Here is a 23,382-nt window from a genome sequence, read left to right as displayed (position 1 = left end):
ATGACGCTTAACCATGAATTATTACCCGATAGGTTATCACAAGCATTAAATAAACTTGCTGCTTTGCAGCAAGAGCAGATCTATTTTGCCCCGATACGTCATCATAGCCCATCATGCAGTTTTGCGCTTAAAAAATTGATTGAGCAAACAAAACCAACGCATATATTGATTGAAGCGCCAGTGAGTTTTACGCCATTAATTGAACAACTGTTACATGATGATACACGTCCGCCCATTGCGATACTTTGTCAGACAGAAATTGACACAATACCGTTAGTAACAGAAAGTGAAGATGATAGTGTATCTAAACAATCTACCTGTTCGGTTTTTTACCCATTTTGTCATTACTCGCCAGAATGGGTGGCAATACAAATGGCAAAAGAGCAGCATGCCACACTACAATTCATTGATCTGCCTTGGGCTTTGCAATGTGATCAAGAAATCGCTGCTGATTTTGATAAAAGTCGCTCGCTACTTTCCGAAACTTATCTAAAACACAGCCAATACATTCAATATTTAATGAAAAAATTGCATTGTCGTGATCATGATGAAGTGTGGGAACATCTTTTTGAACTGAAAGATTATAATGATATCGCTGATTGGCAAAATTTCTTTATTGATACCTTTATTTGGTGTGCAATGGCAAGGCTTGATTATTCACCGTCTTCACTTGCCGCAGAGGGTTCAGTTCAGCGTGAACAGTATATGTTAACAGCGATAGGTCAATTAAAGAAATCTCAACCTGATGCAAAAATTGTGGTCGTAACAGGTGGTTTTCATACCTTACCTTTACTGGAAGGATTATGGCACGATCAGCTTGTGCTACCTAAAAAAGCAGAGATGACTCGATTTAATCACCAACAAAAAAGTGGTGATAAAGATCAAAATTGGCTAATTCGTTATAGCTTTGATCGCCTTGATTCCTTAAATGGTTATGCGTCAGGAATGCCTTCGCCCGCTTATTATCAAGCGGCATGGCAGTCAATGTTACTTTATGATAAATCAACCACCAATGGCAAATCTAGCATCGCATTTCGCCAATCTTTAACTGCTGATATGCTTACCGATATTGTGGATAAATTACGACAACAAAACAGTGACAATATTATCGGTTTTATCCCATTTCGTTCTGCAATAGCACAATCAATGTTATTAGCCAACTTACGAGAACATCATGGACCAGGAAGATATGATCTGCTTGATGCGATTCAATCCTGCTTTATCAAAGAGAGTATCAATGATTCTCGTCATGAGTTTTGGTTAACCGTGCAAAATTGCTTATCGGGCAATTTGTTGGGTGAAATACCTAAAGGTATTGCACAACCTCCGTTAGTGAATGAAGTATATTTAACGCTAAAAAAATATCGATTTAAGTTAGATTATTCCAGTCCTAAACTTACGCATATCGATATTTATCGCAAATCACAGCATCGGCAACGTAGCCGTTATTTACATTTATTGGCTTTTTTACAAGTGGGTTTTGCCAATCGAATAGATGGTCCTGATTATATTCATGGTAAACGCTTATCGATTATGTTTGAAGATTGGCGTTATGCTTGGACCCCCATGGTCGAAGCGCGTTTAATTAAATTATCTGAACAGGGGACGCAGTTAGAGCAAATCGCAATAAAGCAATTACAATTAGCGACTGAACAGTTTGGGCAAAACAGTACTGGTTTTTCAAGTATTGTGGCAGTTGAACAGTTAATTCAAGGCGCTTTGATGGGGCTTGAATCTTGTTTTGCTTATTTATTAAATAATCTATCTAATTGTATTGAGAACGATAACGAACTGGACAATCTAATCAATTGTGGCCATCGCTTACTTTACTTATGGCAAGGGCAAAATTTTTTACAACTGAAAAATACCGCAACGTTACTGATATTATTAGTTAAAATAATTAAACAGAGTCTTTTCTTGTTAACCAAGTTAAAACAACCAGAGCAAGAACAGCAACAAAAAAATATCAAAATATTACTTTCATTTAGAGACTTACTAAATTATTTACCAGAGCAACTTAATGTTAAACAATTTAAACACGATTTTTATCATAATTTGCATCGTTTACAACCTGAGTTAGCCCAACTGCCATTAATCTGTGGTGCTATTGATAGTCTTAGCTACTTAGATACATACTTAAGCCAACAACAACTAGAAGATAAAATAAAAAATAACTTCAGTTTAACAACACCAAATGATCACGCAATTAACTATTTTATCGCTATTATGCAGTGTACCCCGCAATTGATTATTCATTCAACTTTTCTACTTGATAGCTTAGATCAACTAATGATTGATTGGTCACCTGAGCGATTTATTGAAATATTGCCTGATTTACGTTATGCCTTTTCTCAATTAAACCCGACACAGAATGCTTCGTTGGCTAGTCAGATTGCTAAAAAATATCATATTGTCGATGATGAATTAAATTTTTACCAATACAACTTTAGTGAAAAAGAGTTAAACAAAGCACTTTCTTTAGAATTATTGATAACCAAACATATTCAACAACAGCATTTGCAAACATGGTTTAAACAATAGGAATACGTATGACTAACGATAATCACATCGATGATAAAACTACCAATGAACAAATTAAACGTTGGCGTTTAATTTTAGGAAGTTATGCCGATGAGGATTTAGGTCAAATTAATTTTAATGCGCATGATAAGCAAATCGATCAATCATTAGAGTATCTTTATCGACACGAATATCGTGCTCGAGGTTTATTGACCAATGACAAAGCTGATTCAGAACTAAAAGCGGGTGATAAAAGTCGTTCTGTTTATAACACGATAGATTGGTTAAAACTGACACGTAAATTGTTTCCTAAAAGTACCTTTGAACGGATGCAAAATCAAGCGATAGAGCGTTATCACTTGGATGGAATTTTAGACGATCCGAAAGTCATACGAGATCTTGAACCTAGTGTAAACTCAGTACGTTTACTGATGAATTTACGGGGTAAATTGAGTTATGACGTTCGTCAAGAAGTACGGATATTAATTAAAAAAGTGGTGGACGAAATTTTACAAAAGATTCAAACGAATTTTGTCAATGCGATCACTGGTAAAAAAAATCGATTTAGGCGCTCTTTAATCAAAAATAACCAGAACTTTGATTGGCGAGCAACAATCAATGCTAATCTAAGGCATTTTGATCAGAACAAACAGCAAATTATTATCGAAAAAGCAATTTTCAATTCACGAAAAATAAGACAATTACCTTGGGATATTATTTTATGTGTTGACCAAAGTGGATCGATGGATAGTTCAATTCTTTATTCAGCAATTTGTGCCGCTATCATCGCTAAACTACCGGCGATTAATTTGCATTTACTGGTGTTTGATACTCAAGTTGTCGATTTAACACATATAGCCGAAGATCCGGTTGAAGTGCTCATGACTGTACAATTAGGCGGTGGAACAGACATTGGTAAAGCACTTAATTATGCTGAACAAAAAATTAAAAACCCGAGCCGAACGGTGGTAGTGGTGGTGAGTGATTTTTATGAAGGCGCAAATGTAACGCATTTATATCGAACTGTCACTCGTCTTAATGCTAATCGAGTAAAAATGCTGGGTTTAGCTGCTTTAGACTATCAAGCTAATGCTGTTTATGATATGCAAATATCACAAAAACTTGCTGATCGCGGTATGCTAATTGCCGCCTTAACTCCCGAGCATTTTGCTAACTGGCTTGCCGAGGTGATGCGATGAGTTGGCAACAAACCTACTTAAATTATGATCAAGAAGCGTTAGCACTTTATGCCAATATTGGTTTAATTCGCCGTGCACGCAAAGATATCGAAGCCGATAAAGTCCTATTGCAAGAAGAGCAACCCGATTTTCTTCTGTTTATGGTCGATGGTCAACAGGTTAAACTTACTGCGCAAGGAATTCAAAAAGCAACTTGCAGTTGCCCAGCAAGTGGACACTGCAAACATATTATTGCGGCCATTTTATGGTTACAACTTCCGCACAATCATCAAACGGATAATAATGCAACATTATCGCAAAATTCAGCGACTGAACGGTCAGTGCCACCATTAAAAGATGCATTAAGCGAGCTACTGACAATCGATGCTGGCGCGCTACTTAAACAAGCAGGTAAAGCCAATGTGCGCCTTGCTTATCAATTGGTTTTTGAGTGGCAGCAACTGCCGACATTAACCGTAGAAAATCAAAAAGGGCAATTACGTATTCAAATACCACAAAGTGACATGCCGATTATCTATATGACTGGGACCGGTTTTGCTGGGATGATTTCACAGCTACCCGAAAAACAGAAAACAGCTGTACATTTAGCGGTTATTGCGTACCTGTTTCAACAACATCACCAGCCATGGACTTGGCCAATCGAAAACAACTTAACGGATAAACCGATTGATCGGTTAAGCGTTGATGAAATAGCATTAATTAAGCAAGTTGAAGAACATATTTATACATTAATCACCCATGGATTATCCCATGTGAGTCAAAGCCAAGCGACACAATTACAGTTGCTTAATATGTCTGCTCGATCGCAAAATCTTGCCAGTTTAGCCGCAATGCTAAGACACCTTTGCCAACTTGTTGAACAACAAGCCAATCGACATTTTACCGTTGACGAACAAGACATACTGTTATTCTTAGCTCGCCTTAAAGCATATCTGGAAAAATTATCACATTATCAAGGTGAACAACTTACCACAGTACGTGGGGGGCAAAAACGTCATTACCAAAATGATGCTCAATTAATTGACTTGCTACCATTGGGAGCTTATTGGTGGCAAAGCAAAACCGGCGCAATTGGGGCGACCTTTTACTTTTGGGATCCAATAGCGCTACAATATTATGAGACAACCTTAGCCAGACCTAATAATTCAGATATCAACTTTAATCGACAAAGCCTATGGCAAAGTGCATCAATTTGGCAAGCGATGCCTTGTGACTTAATGAATAAAGCTTTTACCTTATATGAACCACGTTTATCGCATGATGGTAAATTATCAAGTCGTGGTTCACACATAAAATTACAACCAACAGGTTGGAATTTGCAGCAGTATCAGCAATTTCAACAACAAGTTGGCTTTGATAACTGGTCGTTACTAAGTCACTATTTACAAAATTACGATACTAATATTTCACTGTTCAACCAAGTACTCTTTATTCACGTTACCAAAGCACAAAAACCTTATTTGGACGAAATCAGACAATGCTTGGTGTGGTGTGTTAAAGATTCACAGAATAATGACCTACTATTACGCATCTTTTGGGATGGTAAACAAAAACAACGTATTGAATCACTTTATTTGCTACACGAAATAGAGTTGCAACCCTTAACCGTGTTAGTAAAATGTGTAAAAAATGATAATAATTTAGATCTTGAACCATTTGCACTATTTTATAAACAGCCACTAACCGATGATATCAATATTTTAAATCTGGATTTTGACAACGAATCGTTATACCAAATATCGAATAACAGCGATGACTATTGTAAACAACCCGAAATACTCTTTCAAAAACAACCTCAGCAGATTGTTTACCAACACGATCCAATTGTTATCTACATTATCAAGCCGACGCTCAATTTTTGTGAAACAATAACGAGTTTGGGACGACTTAAACTGAACAATGACGATAAAAAGCAATTAGCGCAATTGCAAAATCAATGCGACACCTTAGGATTAAACACATTAAGTCAAGTGTTGACAAAAATAGGCAACCACCCAAACATCGAAGTCGTTCATATTTTACAAGCCGTGTACCTATGCCATCTCATGCAGAATGCGCATTACCAATTACCCATTATGATTAGGAATGATGCTGAAGAAGAGTAAAAAAGTAGAATTAAATCGAACAAAAAGCAAATACTCATTTTGAAAAAGTATATTAAAGCTAGCTAGAAGATTACAGCAATAAAAGTTTTGTAAAAAGTTTAAGCAAATATACACGTTTCAATATAAAAATCTTGATTTACTTTTTTGCCAATCAACCCTTTTTTTTACACTAAATTAAAATTGATTAAAATCAATATATTAAAAAAGGGTTAAAAAAAAGGGTTTTTGAGTACAAAAATCTTGTTTGCCTTTTTATAAACAGGGTTTATAGTATACCGGTTTCTAGTTCAACACTGCATAAGTGGTTTAGAAAAACCTTGTTCAGTTCACCGCTAATAATTCTTTGTTCAACACTGCATAAGTGGTTTAGAAATCACACCTCGGCGGCACAAGGGCGATAAATGTGTTCAACACTGCAAAAGTGGATTAAACAATTTACTGTTTTAACCTCCTATTTTTTGATGTCTTTTTATTCATATAAGCTAAAGATTAGCTTTGATTTTGTTTTATCTTTGATTATTTTTACCTCGTTTTTTGCGCATTATCATGCTAATTTATGGTCAATATTTAAATTGAATTAAGTTAGTGAAAAACATGGATATGATTCATTCTTCCGATCTTAAAACCATCTTACATTCAAAACGTGCCAACATTTATTACCTAGAGCATTGCCGTGTATTGGTTAATGGTGGGCGCGTTGAGTATGTTACCGATCAGGGGCAACAATCGCTTTATTGGAATATTCCGATTGCTAATACTACTTGTATTTTGTTAGGAACCGGTACCTCTTTAACGCAAGCGGCTGTACGCGAGCTTTCCCGTGCTGGCGTGATGATTGGGTTTTGCGGTGGTGGTGGAACGCCACTTTTTTCCTCTACCGAAGCTGAATTTGCGTGTCAGTTTTTCTCTCCTCAAAGTGAATATCGTGCAACAGAATACCTACAACGTTGGTGTCAATTTTGGTTTGACGATGAACGTAGATTGCAAGTGGCTAAAATGTTGCAACAAAGTCGCCTTGAAATCATTCGCGAGTGTTGGTCAAAGTTTGATTGGACGATAGATCAACGTCAATTAGACAGTATTATAAATGATGCAATAACGCAATTTGATAATATAAATAACAGTCAAGCATTGCTCGCAGCAGAAGGGCGTTTAAGTAAAACATTGTATGGTATGGCGAATCAATTAACGTTAAGGGATGATAAGTTTAAACGTGAACAAGGTACCCGTGGTAAAAGCTATGATCCAGCTAACCAATTTTTAGATCATGGCAACTACTTAGCTTATGGGCTCGGCGCAACCGCTTGTTGGGTGTTAGGATTACCGCATGGATTGGCGATTTTGCATGGTAAAACTCGGCGTGGTGGTTTAGTATTTGATGCCGCTGATATTATTAAAGATGGCATAGTTTTACCGCAAGCTTTTTTGTCTGCAAAGCAAGGCGATAGTGAAAAAGTGTTTCGGCAAGCATGCATTTCACAATTTGCACAGTTAAGCGCGTTGGATCGAATAATTGATACATTAAAACAGATAGCAGAAAAAGCATGAATATTTTATTAGTAAGCCAATGTAAAAAACGGGCATTAACCGAAACAAGGCGGATTATTGATCAGTTTGCTGAGCGTTGTGGTGAACGGACATGGCAAACAGCCATGACCGAAGATGGATTACAAACCCTATATAAATTGTTGCGCAAAACGGCTCGCAAAAATACAGCCGTTGCTTGTTATTGGACTCATGGTAAAAATTTGACCGATCTTCTATGGATTGTTGGCGATCGTAGTCAATTTAATCAGCAAGGTCGAGTACCAACTAATCGTACTAAACGCAATATATTAAAAAGTGGTAATGAAAGTAGTTGGCATTATGCAACAACGATTCAATTAATCACAACGATTGCCGGTTTATTACATGATCTTGGTAAAGCGACTATTGGTTTTCAATCTAAATTACGCGCAACAGAGAAAGTGGCTGGCGATCCATACCGTCATGAATGGATTTCGTTACAATTATTTTTATTAATGATTCAAGACTGCACAACAGATCAAGCTGTTTTTGAACGTTTGGCAAATTTTTCTCAATATCAGCAGCAATACCCCAATTGGTATCAAAAACTTAACAAAACTGAAAAAACCGATCTGATGCAGTGGCCTTTATTAACACAGTGGATAGCTTGGTTGATTGTATCGCATCACCGAATGCCATTTTTAATGCCAATTAGCTCAAAAGATCTTAAAGAAAAACAGAAAGATGATTTCGATATTTCTGGTTTGACAATACGCAGTTTTTATAAAACGTTAAAAGCTGTTGAAAAATGGGTTAAAAATAGTTTTAGCCAACATCCTTCGCCTAATCAGTTTTGGCAACTTAAAAGCGATATAACGTTAAGTCAAGCATGGTTAAAAAAACTCAGCCGTTATGCTAATAAGGCGCTAATTCATCCACCTTTAATGCAATTAACGAATATTGATGCCTTTTTATTGCATATGTCGCGTTTAAGTCTAATGGTGGCTGATCACAATTACTCAAGTTTATCCCTATCAAATGAAGATGCAGATAAAAACGATAACATTCTGATTGCTAACACTAATTATCTTAAAAAGGCGAAACAGTGTTTAGATGATCATTTAATTGGCGTAGCAAATCTTTCTGCACGCTTTGCGCGTTTACTACCGAAAATGGTTGATGAATTGCCAGCTATTAATCAACATAAACCCTTTACCAAACGGACGACTATCGATCGATTTCAATGGCAAAATCATGCATATGATATCGCTAAGCATTATCAATCATTAAGCGATGAACAAGGCTTTTTTGGTGTAAATATGGCATCCACTGGTTGCGGTAAAACGCTTGCCAATGGTCGAATTATGTATGCACTGGCGAATCCTAAACGTGGCGTTAGATTTACCATTGCCCTAGGTTTACGTGTTTTAACCTTGCAAACCGGTAAAGCGCTGCGTGAAAAACTACAGCTTAGCGATGAACATTTAGCGATCTTAGTTGGTGGACGAGCAACGCAAACGTTATTTGAGTTAGAGAATGAAGAAAAGTTACAAAAATCAAATTTAGAAAAGCAAAATATCTCAAAAGATAATTTAGAGCAAGAGGGTAGCGAATCGATAGAATCATTGGTCGATGACTATGTTGATGTGGCAGAAAGTGGTATTGCCGATAGTGAATTAGGCACAATTATTGAAAATAGCAAAGCTCGTCAACTAATTAATGCGCCGATTGTTACATGTACTATTGATCATATTATTCAAGCCAGCGAATGCATACGAGGTGGCAAATATATTGCGCCGACCTTAAGGTTACTTACCTCAGATTTGATTTTAGATGAGCCTGATGATTTTGACCAAAATGACTTGCCAGCTTTGGCGCGGCTTGTTTATTTAGCTGGGCTTTATGGGAGCAAAGTGTTGTTGTCATCGGCAACTTTAACGCCTGATTTAATTGCGGGTTTATTTGCGGCTTATCAAGCGGGACGAAAAATATGGAATCAAAACCATCAACGTAATAATGATTCGATCGTCTGTGGTTGGTTTGATGAGTATCAGCAATCAATTACGCAAATTTCAGATAATGCGGCATTTAGCCAACAACATCAGCTATTTGTCAGTGAGCGCATTAATGAACTTGCTAAGGGCGAAGTGCGTCGTCAAGGACATATTCTAGAATTACTTGACTACCAGCATAAAAAACCAGAAAACGAAAAGTTAAATTACTATTTATTAGCTAATCAACTGTTAAGGCAATCTTATGATTTTCATTTAAATCATCATCAACTCGATGAAAAAACACAAAAACAAATAAGTATTGGTTTAATCCGTTTTGCTCATACTGAAGATGTGATTGCCTTAACTAAACAAATCTATCAACAAACCGATCTTGCTGTAGATACTCAATTTCATATAGTGGTTTACCATGCAAGACAATTATTATTATTACGTAACCAATTAGAGCAAAAGTTAGATAGAATTTTAAATCGTACTGATCCAAAAGCAATTTTTAAGCAACCAGAAATTATTGAAGCAATTAAAGATAGTGACAAAAAAAATCATATTTTTATTATTATAGGCACACCAGTAACCGAAGTCGGGCGAGATCATGATTACGATTGGGCCATTATTGAACCGTCATCAATGCGTTCAATTATACAGCTAGTTGGTCGTGTATGGCGCCATCGCCCCAATAAAGTTGCTAAAAGTCCGAATGTTGCTATTTTAGGCAGTAATATTGAATCAATTAAGCAGGGTGTGAACTATGGTGTCGGTACAGCGTGTTTTTGTAAGCCTGGTTTTGAACAAAAACCTTTTTTACTTACGACACATCAAACCAATAAATTAATACCGCAACAACAATTAGCAAATATTGATGCTACACCACGTATTACTAATTTAACACAAGATGAGCTTACGCTTGCGCAATTGGAGCATAAAGTGATGGCACATCTATTTGCGCTTAATGCACGTAACAGTAATTATGTTACGAGCTATTGGCAACCCGATTTAGCTCATCACCATTGTTCGCATTTACAATTAATTTCACCGTTTAGAATGCAAAATCATAAAGAAGATGAATTTATTTGTCAGCTTGATGAAGATGGTGATTATTCGTTTAGCTATGCAGAGATTGCTTGGCAAACGCCGAACGAATATTGTAATGATACACAAAATAAAATGATTAAAAATGATAATAGTTGGCAATTTTTTGATTCACAAATTCAGCCTTGGTTAACCAATACTGTACAACAAGCGCTTGAAAAATTAACTTACCATTTTCCGAATAAAAACTTATATCGACTCGCTAATGAATTTTGTAATATTACATTAAATTTTGATAATTCTTGGTATTTCCACCCATATTTTGGGTTTTATCAGAATAAAGGTTAATATATGAGAGTTTTTTTATAGCTAATTGTTTATTGGTAAAAATAATTAGGTTATTGCTAGGAATAAAAAAAGAATTACTTTATACTTTTATTTACTGCTGTATAGGCAGTTTAGAAACATGGAATTTAGTTTTATTTTTAGTAGTTCACCGCCGTATAGGCGGTTTTTTATTCCCATGGGATTTTATTTTAATTTAATATTATTTGCATTCTGTCCCCATGGCATTTTATTTTAATTTTAAAATTAATTTGACTTGGTAAACATATAATTATATATTTAATAGCGTAGTTCTTGTACAAAGAGTTTATTAAAAACACTCCCCAGATTCGGTATATCTGAGGAGAGTATTAAATTTACATGTTACATATAAGGAATAACAATGCTTGATAATACATTTTTAGTAGTATTTAGTCAAATCCCTTCTATAACTTCTATAAAAGGAAACTTAATTAAATTAAAAAATTTTTTGAATAACAGAAAGGCTGCTAATGATGAATCTTTAATTACATCATCTGAACAATTAAAAAGTTATTCAATTGAAGATTTAATGACTGTATTAAATATTTCGACAACAAAAGAAGTACAATATTTAATTAAGAAATTAGAACTTCAGCAACCTAAGTATAGAAATCAAACTGTCGCTAATAAATGGATGTACAATAATAAAGCACGTGATTTATTAGAGTCATATATAAGATTTCAAGCATCATAATTATAATTATCAAGGTTCATGAATTATTATGAGCCTTTTTTATTTCATAAAGGAAATTAAGGAGGGCCAATGGAAGATATTTCTTGGCAAGATATAAGAAAGGTCATTGTCGACTTTCTAAATCAGCGATTAAGTAATAATAGTAATTATAAAAGCGAACTGGCAAAATTAGATACAGCCAAGCAAGCAAATGATTTAGTTACAATGAATGAATCACAGCAAAAAATTAATGAGCTTGTTAAACGATTTGACTTTGAAACTTGGATGGAAGATGCAGCGACAAGGCGTATTAAATTTCTAATTCTGGCAAGCCACCTCTCAAAGGGGATTCATCCTAGTTCTAAAGCGAGTAATGCTAATTATATCACCCAGATGAAACCTGATTCTTGTGATAACTTTGTATCTTCTGCAACAGTAATTGATCTACCCTTTGATGCAACCGGTGGGGCAAGTTCTTTGGATATATTTGGACTTTTAAAACAGAAAGTTAAAGATGATATTACCATATTAAAATTGATTGTTAATGATCATCCCAAAGTCAAAAATGCATTATCTGATGATGAAAATAAAGCCGCAATTTATCTAGAAAATTTAAAAAAATTACTTAGTGACAACTGGATTGATTCACAAGCATCAGAACTTAATAAACAATTTTTCTGGCCCAATAATGAAGAAATTTATTTATCTCCAGTAGATAATAATTATCGATTATTAATACCTCTTCATCCAAGTAGTTTATGCAATATTGTTTATCAAAAAGTGCAAACAAGATTTTCTGATGAAAATAAAAAAGCTAGGGAACAGCGATTTAAAAAAGGATTTGAACAACAACATTATTTTTCTTTTCATGATTTAGCTATTGTTAAATTAGGCGGAAGTAATGCACAAAATGCTAGTCAATTAATTGGTAGCCAAATGGGGCGTAATTTTTTATTACCTTCGATGCCACCAAAATTTAGTAGAACAGTTTTTCCAACGATTGCCAACTCGCAAGAAACTATTTTCAATAAATCATTACAATATTATTGTAGATCTGGTTTTAGATTATTATTCGATACTATCAACGCTAAAAAAAATGTTTTTAAAGAAAGGAATAATCGAAAAGAGGCTTTTTATATAATTATCAGTTTGATTTTAAAATTTGTTAATCATCTTCAATCTTCAAAGCATGCAGGTTGGACTCGTGATTCTTCATTAAATATTAGTCAACAACTTTGGCTTGATCCGAAACGCATTAACTTAAAAGATGAAATTAAGTTTAAGCAACATTACGAATTAGGGATATGGCAACAAGAACTTGAACAGCAATTTGCTGATTGGGTGCAAAAAATTTTAAGAAATAAGTTTGACAATATAAAGGAGCAGTTTTCTGATCCTGAATTTAAGGAATGGTGTCGTGAATTTCGTCCTGCTATTAAAGCACATCAACACAAATATGGGAGGATTGGTTAATGGCTTCTTTACGTTATTATTTATTATTTGATCATATTAAAATTCATAATGCCAATGCAATATCTAGCCCATTAAGTTATGGATTCCCAGCGATTTCTGGTTTTTTAGGCGCAATCCATGCTTTAAATCGTAAAATTGACCAATCAGAACAAATCTATCTTGATGGTGTTTTAATTGCTTGTCATGACTGTGATGTGCAAGTTTATCGTCCCAATAATTTCAGTGATTATACCTTTCGTTTAACTCGTAATCCGTTAGCTAAAAATGGTGATACTCGTTCAATTATCGAAGAAGGGCGTGTTCATCTTGATGTTTCATTAGTTGTTGAGGTAAAAGTCGAAAATCGTGAAACGTTAAATGATATAGAACAACAGGTTGTTTTTAAAGAGCAGATGAAGAAAAAGCTACTACAACAGCGGATATCGGGAGGACACGTCGAGTCGATAGAATCGGTAGAGTTATATTCAGCTTTTAAATCTCATAAAGATTTAATTTATGCTCTATTACCTGCTTTCGTATTAGTTGAAGCTCAAAAAGATTTACAAGAGATCACGGCTGAGTTACAACAAAAAGACCCCAATGCGACAGCGCTTAATACTTTAATTGAAACAGCGATGTTGCATCATCATCCACAAGAGAAAGGACACTGGCAAACCACATCAGTCAAACAGGGGCGAGGTTGGTTAGTCCCGATACCATTAGGGTATCAAGCAATATCACCGTTATTTGCTGCTGGTAAGTTGCAAGAAGCTCGGAGTAATGACCATCAATCACAATTTGTTGAATGTATTTATGGACTGGGTAAATGGGTATTTCCATTGCGCTTAAAGGAAAACTTATCACAAGCGTTTTGGCGCTATCAATGCAGTACATTGCAATCAAATGGTGCAGAGATTTACATCATTAATCAAAAAAATAATTAAATAATTTTAAAGTTATACAATAAGGAATTTATTATGAGTAAAAGTAAAATCACTACCGCATCCGTTTTAGCTTTTGAACGTAGTTTTGATATTTCTGATGCTGTTTTTTCACAGCCAAGTTCTGCGAATCCTAAAATATTATCTCCAATTCGATTAACCGAAAAATCAGTACGCGGAACCATTTCGAATCGCCTTAAAAATGCCCTTGCTAGCGATCCCGCTAAATTAGATGCCGAAATTCAAAAAGCCAATTTACAAACCGTCGATGTTGCGGCCTTAGATGCCGATAAAGATACTTTAGTGGTAACATGGAGCTGTAAAGTGTTACCTTTTACCGGTAAACCATCAGTATGTAATGATGTTGAATATCAAGAACAGTTAACAACGACAACTCAAGAATATATTAAAGATGTTGGCTTAAAAGCGTTAGCAAAACGATATGCCATTAATATTTTAAATGGTCGTTGGTTGTGGCGAAACCGTATGGCAGCCGAGCAAATTAATATTATCGTGAGTTATCAAGCGCACAATGATAAAGATGAGGCTAAGATAATTGACGTTGCTAACGTTGATGCCAAAAATTATCAGCTTAACAGTTTTGATTATGATGATAAATCTGTTCAAGCATTGACTGATCTTATTGAAGCAGGATTAGCCAATAAAAAATTTGTGATCTTTGATGTTACCGCAACACTAAAAATGGGCTTAGGGCAAGAAGTTTATCCATCACAAGAATTAATTTTAGATACCGGTAAAGAAAAAAGCAAAGTGCTTTATGGCAAAAATGGTCAAGCAGCGATGCATTCTCAAAAAGTCAGTAATGCAATTCGTACTATCGATACCTGGTATGATGAAAAAGCGGAATTTCCAATTGCGATTGAACCTTATGGTTCGGTAACCACTATGGGGCATGCTTTCCGCCAACCTAAACAAAAAATAGATTTTTATACTTTGTTTGATAACTGGGTTTTAAAAGGTGAGCAGCCAAGTTTGGAACAACAACATTATGTGATTGCCGTATTAATTCGTGGTGGTGTCTTTGGGGCGAGTGGTAAGGAGTAAGCGATATGCATACACACTATTTTGAACTGCGCGCCATACCACAAATTGAGATAACTGAAGTGCAGGTGATTAATCAAGTGATGCAAAAACTGCATCAAGTCTTGGTTAATTTTCAAGGTAATATTGGTATCAGTTTTCCCTGTTATAATGTGCGCCGAACACTAGGTGGAATTATTCGCATTTTTGGTACTGAAACCCAGTTACAGGAATTTAAAAGTACGTTACAACAACAGGCTGCCATTGCTGACTATGTTTTGATTCTGCCAATCACAGCCATACCAGCTGAAGTTAAGGGCTATTTACGTTTAATTCGGGTTAACCCTAAAGGACAAAGTGCATTAAGACGTGCCGAAAAACGCTTAACTGCTCAGGGTAAATGGTCTAGCGATGTACAACAAAAAATGATAGAAAAATGGGGAAGTGTTAATCTTACTTATCCGCATTTACATTTTTATAGTCAAAGCACTGAGCAACGCTTTATTTTATGGATAAAACAAGAAAAAAGCTCAACTGCGGTAGAGGGAGTTTTTAATAGTTATGGTCTAAGTAAAACGGCTACCGTGCCTGACTTTTAAGTGATATCAATAACGCTGTATTTAATCTATTGATGGTTCAATAGGTTAAATATGGCTTTAACTTAAGTGATTTTTAGTCTTGATTTAATTACATTCACGTAATAAGTGACATCATCATGATTATCCAATTTTTTTTGAAACTAGCAGCAAAGTTATCTAAGTTTGAATTCGATAAGCCTAAAGGATAGTCAAAATATCTGCTATATCTGAGCGAAATAAATTTCTTGAGGGGGATGGTTACTCTTTTAATTTGTGATCAATTCTATCTACTTTCGCCGGTTTAAGCTCAGTCAAAAATGGTGTAATTCGTCGATAAATAACGTTATAGCTTTGTTTTGAGATATGATAAATTTTAAATTACGATCGTTAGAATCAGAGATGGAAGGGCTAAATTTTGAATTTGCGCCCCCTCCTTTCAAAAATACTCATTGGAATGCAACGTCCAAATATCTGGCAGAAAGCGCATTTAGCTTTATTGAAGGTATTATCTATTATAATGTTCCTAATTATCAGAATTTTGGACATTGGGGAGCAACGCAGGTTACTCAACAACAATGGTTACTGATAAAACCTCAATTATTCACACTGAAACAAAAAGTGACAAAAGCGCAAAATTTTACTGAACTGCGAGACGATCTGTTTGATTTTGCATTTATTTTTGATAAAACTTGGCAAAAAGAGATGTCAAAAAATTTTCTGTAATATAAATTGAGTTTTTCACAAATGATTAGTGACCTAATCATTTGGATTGATGAGAATATGCAAAAATACAGTTCTCTCTATATTTTGGGTGTATAACATCTTTACTCATAAATATTTTCATGTTAGCAAATCACTTTATTTAGTACGCTTTGACTAAGTCGTTTTATTGTCTAATTCGCTAACAAGACTGATTAATTCCGGCAATATATCGAGTATTAGTGCTAATTGTTGCATAACGAGTAAATCATTATTGGCTTGTTCATCTTGGATCGAAATCGACTCGATATAATTTGCGACCGATTGTTTAATCGGTTGATATTCGCTATTTAACTGTTTATCAGTCAATAAATTAATGATATAAACCGACAAATCATCAAACAATTCTAATGTCTGATTAGAAATAGATTTATCACGATGTGCCCCTAATGTTGATAAATAACTGATTAGCGTATGGTTTAAAGTTAATAATCGAAAACCTTTATCAATTAAGGCTGGATTCATATGCGGCTCTTTAGTCATTAAGCTAATTAATGATGATAAATCTGCATTACTATCGTGGGCGGATCGTCTTGCTAATCGATATTGAGGATCATTTGTTTTACCTGACAGATACTGACGACCAATCAATGCTAAGTAGTGGCTGTCATCGTGACAAACCCGATCAACTAATTTCGGAAGGTTTCTAAATTTCCAATCGGGCCAAATAAAACTTACCGCAAACCAGGCAATAAAACAGCCGATTAAGGTTGCAATAATTCTGGACAATGCGACCTCAATACTACTTTCTCCAATTAAGCTAAAACTGAAAAAGACCAGTAAAGTAATAAACGCTGTCGCATAAGCATATTGTGAATTTTTAAATAAGAAAAACAACCAACCAGTAATAATGATTAAGATAAGTTGTTCTTCAATAGTCGGGAATAGATAGGTTAAAGGTATACCAATGATGATCCCTAATATTGTGCCAAATACTCGCAATTTTAGTCGATGTTTTGTTGTGGCATAGTTGGGTTGGCAAACAAAAAGACTGGTCAGGATGATCCAATAACCATGTGAAAGATCGGTGCAATAAATGACACCATAACCAACAAAGAGCACAATACTCATTCTGATAGCATGGCGAAATAGGGCCGATTTGATAGTCAAATTTTGTTTTATTTTGGCGAAAATATCGTAAAAACTTGTTAACTCATCATCAACCAATTGATTCTCTTCTTGCTGTTTAGCAAGATGCTGCTCTGTATCAATGTTGGCAAGTAACAGATCAATAGATAACAGGTTTTGATATAAATTTTGTAATGATTTTATTAAAAGTGACGAATTTTTATTGTGACTTTGATATTGAGATATCGCTTCTTCAAGATAAGAAAAATAGCGCGCAAATAAAGGATCATGATGATAGGTTTGATTCAGTTTGATCGAAATTGCAAGTTTGGCACAGGCTTTTGCTTGTAAATTTAAAATTCGTGCAAATCGAAACAAAATATCACTGTGTTTAAAATTATCACTTAACGCTTGATATTGTCCATGCGCTGAACTAGCTCGTTCATGAATATCTTGCGCCACAAAATAATAACTCAACATTTTTTTGACATAAGATTGTCCGCGATAGCCTTTTAATCGATTGAACAAAGAGCGTTTAGTTTGATTAAATGCATTGATTAATTGAGTATTACTTTCGGTTAATTGTAAGGTTTGTTTAGTAAATCCATCGGTCTCGTCAGGATCAAACATTGCCGCTTTAGCATCAAGATACTGGGCTAATCTAATAAAACAGTTTGATAAACTTTGTTGGGTTGTGCGGATAGGTTGAATGATAGATTCAATTAACGACACAATGTTGTACCAAAGTGCGCCTAATAATAAAAAGCAAGGTAAAGTATAATTGTCAGCATATAAATTATGCCCGAGCATTGTGTATGCAGCAATCAGTAATGATCCAAACGCAATGACGCCGTAGCGTTGTCCTAGTGAGCCAAGCATAATAAATGCAAAGGTTGAAAAAACTAATCCCACGATAAAAATCAAAGGAAAGTCAAATAGCAATTCAACCGAAAAAGTTGCTATAGCAAAACAAAATAGCGTTAAAACTATATTAATACAACGGCTAAGTAAACGGGTATCAATCTCGGTCAGTCCAGCGGCCACAACGCCTAAAGTTAACGGGATGACTAAATTAACATGACCAAAATACCATGGCACTAGGGTAGAACCGGTAAGACTAATTAGCATACGAACGCTAAAAAGGAGATTACTGCTGTAAAAAACTTTACGTAAAGTCAGGATTAAAGGATGCACGATATATTTATATTATTAAAGTCGTTTTAATAGCAATAAGCATACTATATTGTGATGGCAAGGAAAAGAGATCGCCAAAATGACTTATCAAGAATTTACATTTAGTCAGCTAAGTTTAACTGTTAAGTTTTAATCTTTACAAAAAATGAATAGAGGATCGTCGATAAATCAAAATTTATAATATCGTTAATTAACCCCTTGTTCATTTAATCTTAATTTTTTATCGATGTTTATTTGTCAACTAATGGCAAGATGTTCATAAATTGTCGTTATAATAAAACTAAATTAATATAGCAGTATGACAAGTCATAATTCTACGTTAGAATAGTCACAATTTGCTAGAAATAAAAGAAGGATTAACTAGTATGACAACTGAAATGACAACACTTGAAAAAATTAAAAAACAGATTGCTGATAACCCCATTATTTTGTACATGAAAGGGTCGCCTAAGTTGCCAAGTTGTGGTTTTTCAGCCCAAGCAGTGCAAGTTTTATCACAATGCGGTGAACCGTTTGCTTATGTTGATATTTTACAAAATCCTGATATTCGTGCCGAACTACCAAAATTTGCTAATTGGCCGACTTTTCCACAACTTTGGGTTGAAGGTGAGTTAGTTGGTGGTTGTGATATTATGTTAGAAATGTTTCAAGCTGGTGAATTACAAACCTTAATTAAAGAGACTGCTGAAAAACATAAATCTTAATTAAATTGTAAGTGCATATTTAAAAAGAAAAGAGAGATATTATATCTCTCTTTTTTTATGCTGATTGATCAGGTTGTTCATTAGTTTGTGGCAGTGGCCAGCCGCCTAATCGTTTAAATCGATTGACAATTTCACAAAATAAAATAGCGGTTTTTTCGGTATCATAAAGTGCCGAATGAGCTTGTTTATGATCAAAGGCAATATTTGCAGCTTCACACGCTTTTGCTAATACGGTTTGTCCAAATACTAAACCACATAGTGATGCCGTATCAAATGTCGCAAAGGGATGAAAAGGATTACGTTTAATTCCGGCACGTTCTGCCGCTGCCATTAAAAAACTATGATCGAAGTGTGCATTGTGGGCAACAATGACTGCACGGGTACAATCAGCGGCTTTAATGCCAGTACGCACCATTTTGAATATGGATTCCAGTGCTAGTTTTTCGTCAACAGCTGCCCTTAATGGATTATCAGGATCAATGCCATTAAAAGCTAAAGCACTCGGTTCTAAAATGGAATTTTCAAAAGGATTAACGTTAAATTGTAACGTTTCATCAGGCTCAAGCCAACCGTCATCATTCATTTTAAGGGTAATGGCGGCAATTTCTAAAATGGCATTGAGTTTAGGATCAAATCCTGAAGTTTCTATATCAATCACGACTGGGTAAAAACCCCGAAAGCGTTCACATAATTTTGTGTTTGGCACAATTGTTTATCTTAGTTTGTCAAAAATGAAGGTTATTATGCCAGTTTTTGTTGTTTTCGCCTAGTTTTACCTAAGTCATCTTAGCATTTAAGCGATAATTTAATCATCGTTTAAATCTTATAAATCAATCTAAGCGGGATAATTGTTGTTTTAATAGTTCAATCTTTTTAATCCATTGTGAATTAAGACATTTATAATGTTTAGGCAGATGTTTTAAACGTTGTTACAACAGTTTGTAATACATCTTAAGCTTGACTAATTTGATTGCAAATGATTGATGTACATAAAAAATAAGAAGTTGCTTCTAAGCTTGCAAAGTCACTAATTAGTGTACCAAACTCTTGGTTAGTTTGCTCTTTACCATCCAACGAAATCAAAATTTTTGTGTAAAGTCAATGACCTTCATTAGAAGAATAATCCCGATCCTTCTCTTTCTAATCAATCGAGTGTTTGCTTTAGCAAATTGTTAATCTTCATAAAGTGCGTTAACCTATTGCAATACTATTTCAGAAGCGGTTTGATAAAGACAAGTTAATGCTTTTTATAAAAGTGGAAAGCCTCGTTGGCACGATAGTTAACTTAGATAGCTTTTTTAAGCTTCACTTATCATTTTCCTACTACTTATAATTGAAACCTGACAACATTTTTAATCTATTTTATTTAACTGAATAAACATTAAAATGAATATGATAGATACTAATTGAATAATGAAAGCCTTGGTCAACTAGGATGGTAAAAAACAATTAGTCATAATATCAGGTGAGATATTTCAAGAAAGTGTCTATAATTGGCGCTAAACAAAAGGGCTTAACATTTATCTGCTAATTTTCAGCTTTTTGTTAATGTTGTTTTAGAACAACTCTATGATTGAGTAAAAGTAGCGAGGAGCATTGTGCATAATTACGAACTGCAACAAATCATTAATACAGAACTGCAAGTTTTGCGCTATCGTGACTATGCCCCTAATGGATTGCAAGTGCAAGGGCGAAGTGAGATAAAAAAAATTGTGACAGGTGTCACAGCTTGTCAAGACTTGTTAGATAAAGCTGTTGAATTGCAAGCCGATGCGGTGTTAGTTCATCATGGCTATTTTTGGAAAAGTGAGCCACAAACAATTACTGGCATTAAGTATAAGAGGCTTAAGACATTATTATCGCATGATATTAATCTGTATGGTTATCACTTACCGCTAGATGGCCACCCCACACTTGGAAATAATATCTTATTAGCTAACATGCTTAATATTTCGGTTGAACCGCGCACTGATATCACCGATTTACTTTTTAAAGGAACACTAACCGAACCGTTAACCGCTCTTGAATTTAAGCATAAATTGGAAAAAGTCTTGCATAACAGTCAGCGTTCTATTTTATTTTGTGGTGATAATGCGCCTAAAGTGATAAAACGCGTCGCTTGGTGTAGCGGCGGCGGGCAAGATTTTATCGAAGCAGCGGCTCAGCAAGGTTATGATGCATTTTTTACCGGCGAGGTTTCTGAACGCACTATCCACATTGCACGTGAATATGGTATAAATTTTTATGCAGCAGGTCACCACGCAACGGAACGTTATGGTATTAAAAAGCTTGGCGAATGGTTAGCTAAGGAATATAGCCTTGAGGTTATTTTTATTGATATTGATAATCCTGCATAACAAAAGTTGAATTTAACTAAGAAATATCGCATACTTATTCGCAGATTTTTTATTCTTTAAAGTTGTTGTTTAAACAGATAATATGAGAGGTCATTTTATGTTTACAGGAAGTCTGGTCGCCCTTATCACACCAATGGATTCTAAAGGAAATGTGGACCACGTAAGCTTAAAAAAATTGGTCGAATATCATATTGCTAATGGCACATCTGCTATCGTGTCTGTTGGAACAACGGGTGAATCAGCGACACTTGATCATCACGAACATATCGATGTTATAAAGCGTACTGTTGATTATGCGCAAGGACGAATCAATATTATTGCTGGAACAGGCTCTAATGCCACTAAAGAAGCAATTGAATTAACTCGTCAAGTTGAAAATATTGGGGTAGTGGGGTGTTTAACTGTTGCTCCCTATTATAACAAACCGACTCAAGAAGGTATGTATCAGCATTTTAAAGCTATTGCTGAGTGTACTGCATTACCTCAAATTCTTTATAATGTACCAGGTCGCACAAGTAGCGATATCAAACCTGAGACCGTTGGTCGTTTATCAAAAATCAAAAATATTGTTGCATTAAAAGACGCAACAGGTGATCTTTCTCGCGTATATAAAACGCGAAAATTAGTGGGAGATGATTTTAAACTGTTAAGTGGTGATGATGCTACATTTTTAGATTTTATGATTTTAGGTGGTGATGGGGTGATTTCTGTTACTGCTAATGTTGCAGCAAAACAAGTTGCTACAGTTTGTCAATTAGCTGCAAACAACCAAATCAAAGAGGCTAGAGCGTTAAATGAAAGTTTATTAGCATTACATAATAATTTGTTCATTGAACCCAACCCCACGCCAGCAAAATGGGCTTGCCTAAGATTGGGTTTAATCGCTGATGGTACAATTCGTTTACCGATGATATCGTTGACTGATGCTTCAATTCCAGCGATGGAACAAGCATTAAAAGATGCTAATTTACTGTAATTTATTTTCGTATAACTTTTAATTTATAAGCAGACATCTATGTTTAATAAAACCGTATTGCAAAATAATGTCATAAAAAAAGTCGCTATTTTGACCGCTGTTGCTTCTTTCTTTCTTGTAGGATGTGGAAGCGATCAAAACTATAAACGTGAAGTTGATGGTAATGATGACTATTTAAATTCACCAAGTTTAAAACCATTAATTGTTCCACAAGGTATTACAGTACCAGCAGAAGTTGCTGACTATTTTGTGAATAATGGCAAAATCGATGGGCCGTTAGGAAAACAAGTTGATATTCGCCCACCTGTGTTGCCGCTTTCAACGATTTCTGAAGCTTTTGTGATCTACAACAATGGTATGGTAACGTTCAATGTACCATTAAGTTATAATATATGGGATCGAATTCCTAATATTTTAACTAACAAAAATATTCCTATTGATGGTCGTGATAATCAAACTATTAAAACGGCTAAGGCGTATATAGTACGTGCTGATGAATCGCAACAAACTGAAGCTTCATACGTATTTAAGCGAAAAATTATGGGTAACACTGAAACCATTACACTTGGGTTGAACTCGCTAACTCGTGGTGCTGAAGATATTTCTACCCAACCAGCAGAAGTACAACGTTACGTAGTTGGTTTATTTAATATCATAATGGATGAGGTTGCACCCGAATCAGTTCGACAACCACCTGTGAAAGATCCTAAAGATGATGATGCCAAAAAGGACGCTAAGTCTGATAAAGATTCTGAGTCCATGAAGGCTTTAAAAGAAGATCTTAAAGACAACAACCGTCGATAGTTGTCGTTATCGAGTTGGTTGTTGTGATAAATCGAGTTTTTAATTAAAAAGTCGTCAGGTGTGTTATTGGTTTATCGTAATTGATGACTTTAATAATA

The 23,382-nt window shown here is 35.0% G+C and carries 17 protein-coding genes; 15 read left to right on the top strand and 2 right to left on the bottom strand.

Annotation, left to right across the window (positions count from 1 at the left end; translation table 11 throughout):
* From J3U59_RS07260 to J3U59_RS07210, 11 genes are all read left to right on the top strand, one after another.
* Entirely contained in the window at nucleotides 1-2,541 is a 2,541-nt protein-coding gene (locus J3U59_RS07260; protein ID WP_267332945.1) for a DUF5682 family protein, read from the top strand.
* A gap of 8 nt (nucleotides 2,542-2,549) precedes the next feature.
* Nucleotides 2,550-3,719, top strand: coding sequence for a VWA domain-containing protein (locus J3U59_RS07255; protein WP_267332944.1), 1,170 nt, complete (start codon nucleotides 2,550-2,552; stop codon nucleotides 3,717-3,719).
* On the top strand, nucleotides 3,716-5,824 hold the full coding sequence (locus tag J3U59_RS07250; protein ID WP_267332943.1) for an SWIM zinc finger family protein: 2,109 nt from the start codon (nucleotides 3,716-3,718) through the stop codon (nucleotides 5,822-5,824). Before J3U59_RS07255 ends, J3U59_RS07250 begins: the two co-directional genes overlap by 4 nt.
* 594 nt (nucleotides 5,825-6,418) lie before the next feature.
* Entirely contained in the window at nucleotides 6,419-7,372 is a 954-nt protein-coding gene (gene cas1f, locus J3U59_RS07245; protein ID WP_267332942.1) for a type I-F CRISPR-associated endonuclease Cas1f, read from the top strand.
* A complete protein-coding gene (gene cas3f / locus J3U59_RS07240) occupies nucleotides 7,369-10,719 on the top strand; it encodes a type I-F CRISPR-associated helicase Cas3f (RefSeq protein ID WP_267332941.1) in 3,351 nt (1,116 codons plus the stop codon). The genes cas1f and cas3f overlap by 4 nt, the downstream gene beginning before the upstream one ends.
* A gap of 379 nt (nucleotides 10,720-11,098) precedes the next feature.
* Nucleotides 11,099-11,431 carry a hypothetical protein gene (locus J3U59_RS07235; RefSeq protein WP_267332940.1) on the top strand — a complete coding sequence of 111 codons (333 nt, stop codon included), beginning with the start codon at nucleotides 11,099-11,101 and terminating at the stop codon, nucleotides 11,429-11,431.
* 69 nt (nucleotides 11,432-11,500) lie between these two features.
* Nucleotides 11,501-12,883, top strand: coding sequence for a type I-F CRISPR-associated protein Csy1 (gene csy1 / locus J3U59_RS07230; RefSeq protein ID WP_267332939.1), 1,383 nt, complete (start codon nucleotides 11,501-11,503; stop codon nucleotides 12,881-12,883).
* The gene (csy2, locus tag J3U59_RS07225; protein WP_267332938.1) at nucleotides 12,883-13,806 is read left to right on the top strand and encodes a type I-F CRISPR-associated protein Csy2; all 924 of its coding nucleotides are present in this window, start codon (nucleotides 12,883-12,885) and stop codon (nucleotides 13,804-13,806) included. Before csy1 ends, csy2 begins: the two co-directional genes overlap by 1 nt.
* Nucleotides 13,807-13,839: 33 nt before the next feature.
* Complete coding sequence (gene csy3, locus J3U59_RS07220; protein WP_267332937.1) at nucleotides 13,840-14,868, top strand: type I-F CRISPR-associated protein Csy3; 1,029 nt, start codon at nucleotides 13,840-13,842, stop codon at nucleotides 14,866-14,868.
* A 5-nt stretch (nucleotides 14,869-14,873) separates the two neighbouring features.
* Entirely contained in the window at nucleotides 14,874-15,443 is a 570-nt protein-coding gene (gene cas6f, locus J3U59_RS07215; RefSeq protein WP_267332936.1) for a type I-F CRISPR-associated endoribonuclease Cas6/Csy4, read from the top strand.
* 342 nt (nucleotides 15,444-15,785) lie between these two features.
* On the top strand, nucleotides 15,786-16,145 hold the full coding sequence (locus J3U59_RS07210) for a hypothetical protein (RefSeq protein ID WP_267332935.1): 360 nt from the start codon (nucleotides 15,786-15,788) through the stop codon (nucleotides 16,143-16,145).
* A 153-nt stretch (nucleotides 16,146-16,298) separates the two neighbouring features.
* Here the strand turns inward: J3U59_RS07210 and yccS are convergent, their stop codons facing one another.
* Nucleotides 16,299-18,443, bottom strand: a complete 2,145-nt coding sequence (yccS, locus tag J3U59_RS07205) for a YccS family putative transporter (protein WP_267332934.1) — start codon at nucleotides 18,441-18,443, stop codon at nucleotides 16,299-16,301.
* A 377-nt stretch (nucleotides 18,444-18,820) separates the two neighbouring features.
* Here yccS and J3U59_RS07200 point away from each other — a divergent pair, with 377 nt between their 5' ends.
* Nucleotides 18,821-19,147, top strand: coding sequence for a Grx4 family monothiol glutaredoxin (locus J3U59_RS07200; RefSeq protein WP_323849467.1), 327 nt, complete (start codon nucleotides 18,821-18,823; stop codon nucleotides 19,145-19,147).
* Between the two features lie 55 nt (nucleotides 19,148-19,202).
* On the opposite strand, the gene rnt is transcribed toward J3U59_RS07200, so the two are convergent.
* Nucleotides 19,203-19,856, bottom strand: coding sequence for a ribonuclease T (gene rnt, locus J3U59_RS07195; RefSeq protein ID WP_416379553.1), 654 nt, complete (start codon nucleotides 19,854-19,856; stop codon nucleotides 19,203-19,205).
* Nucleotides 19,857-20,745: 889 nt separating this feature from the next.
* Here rnt and J3U59_RS07190 point away from each other — a divergent pair.
* The 3 genes from J3U59_RS07190 (at nucleotide 20,746) to bamC (ending at nucleotide 23,284) form a co-directional block, all read left to right on the top strand.
* Nucleotides 20,746-21,504: a Nif3-like dinuclear metal center hexameric protein gene (locus J3U59_RS07190; protein WP_267332931.1), complete on the top strand. Its 759-nt coding sequence runs from the start codon at nucleotides 20,746-20,748 to the stop codon at nucleotides 21,502-21,504.
* A gap of 97 nt (nucleotides 21,505-21,601) precedes the next feature.
* Nucleotides 21,602-22,480: a 4-hydroxy-tetrahydrodipicolinate synthase gene (gene dapA / locus J3U59_RS07185; protein WP_267332930.1), complete on the top strand. Its 879-nt coding sequence runs from the start codon at nucleotides 21,602-21,604 to the stop codon at nucleotides 22,478-22,480.
* A 39-nt stretch (nucleotides 22,481-22,519) separates the two neighbouring features.
* Nucleotides 22,520-23,284 (top strand): outer membrane protein assembly factor BamC, encoded by a 765-nt coding sequence (gene bamC, locus J3U59_RS07180; protein WP_267332929.1) that lies wholly within the window; start codon nucleotides 22,520-22,522, stop codon nucleotides 23,282-23,284.
* Nucleotides 23,285-23,382: the final 98 nt, after the last annotated feature.

The organism is Gilliamella sp. B3783 (assembly GCF_026536125.1).
GTDB lineage: Bacteria > Pseudomonadota > Gammaproteobacteria > Enterobacterales > Orbaceae > Gilliamella.
This window is presented reverse-complemented; position numbering and strand designations above follow the sequence as displayed.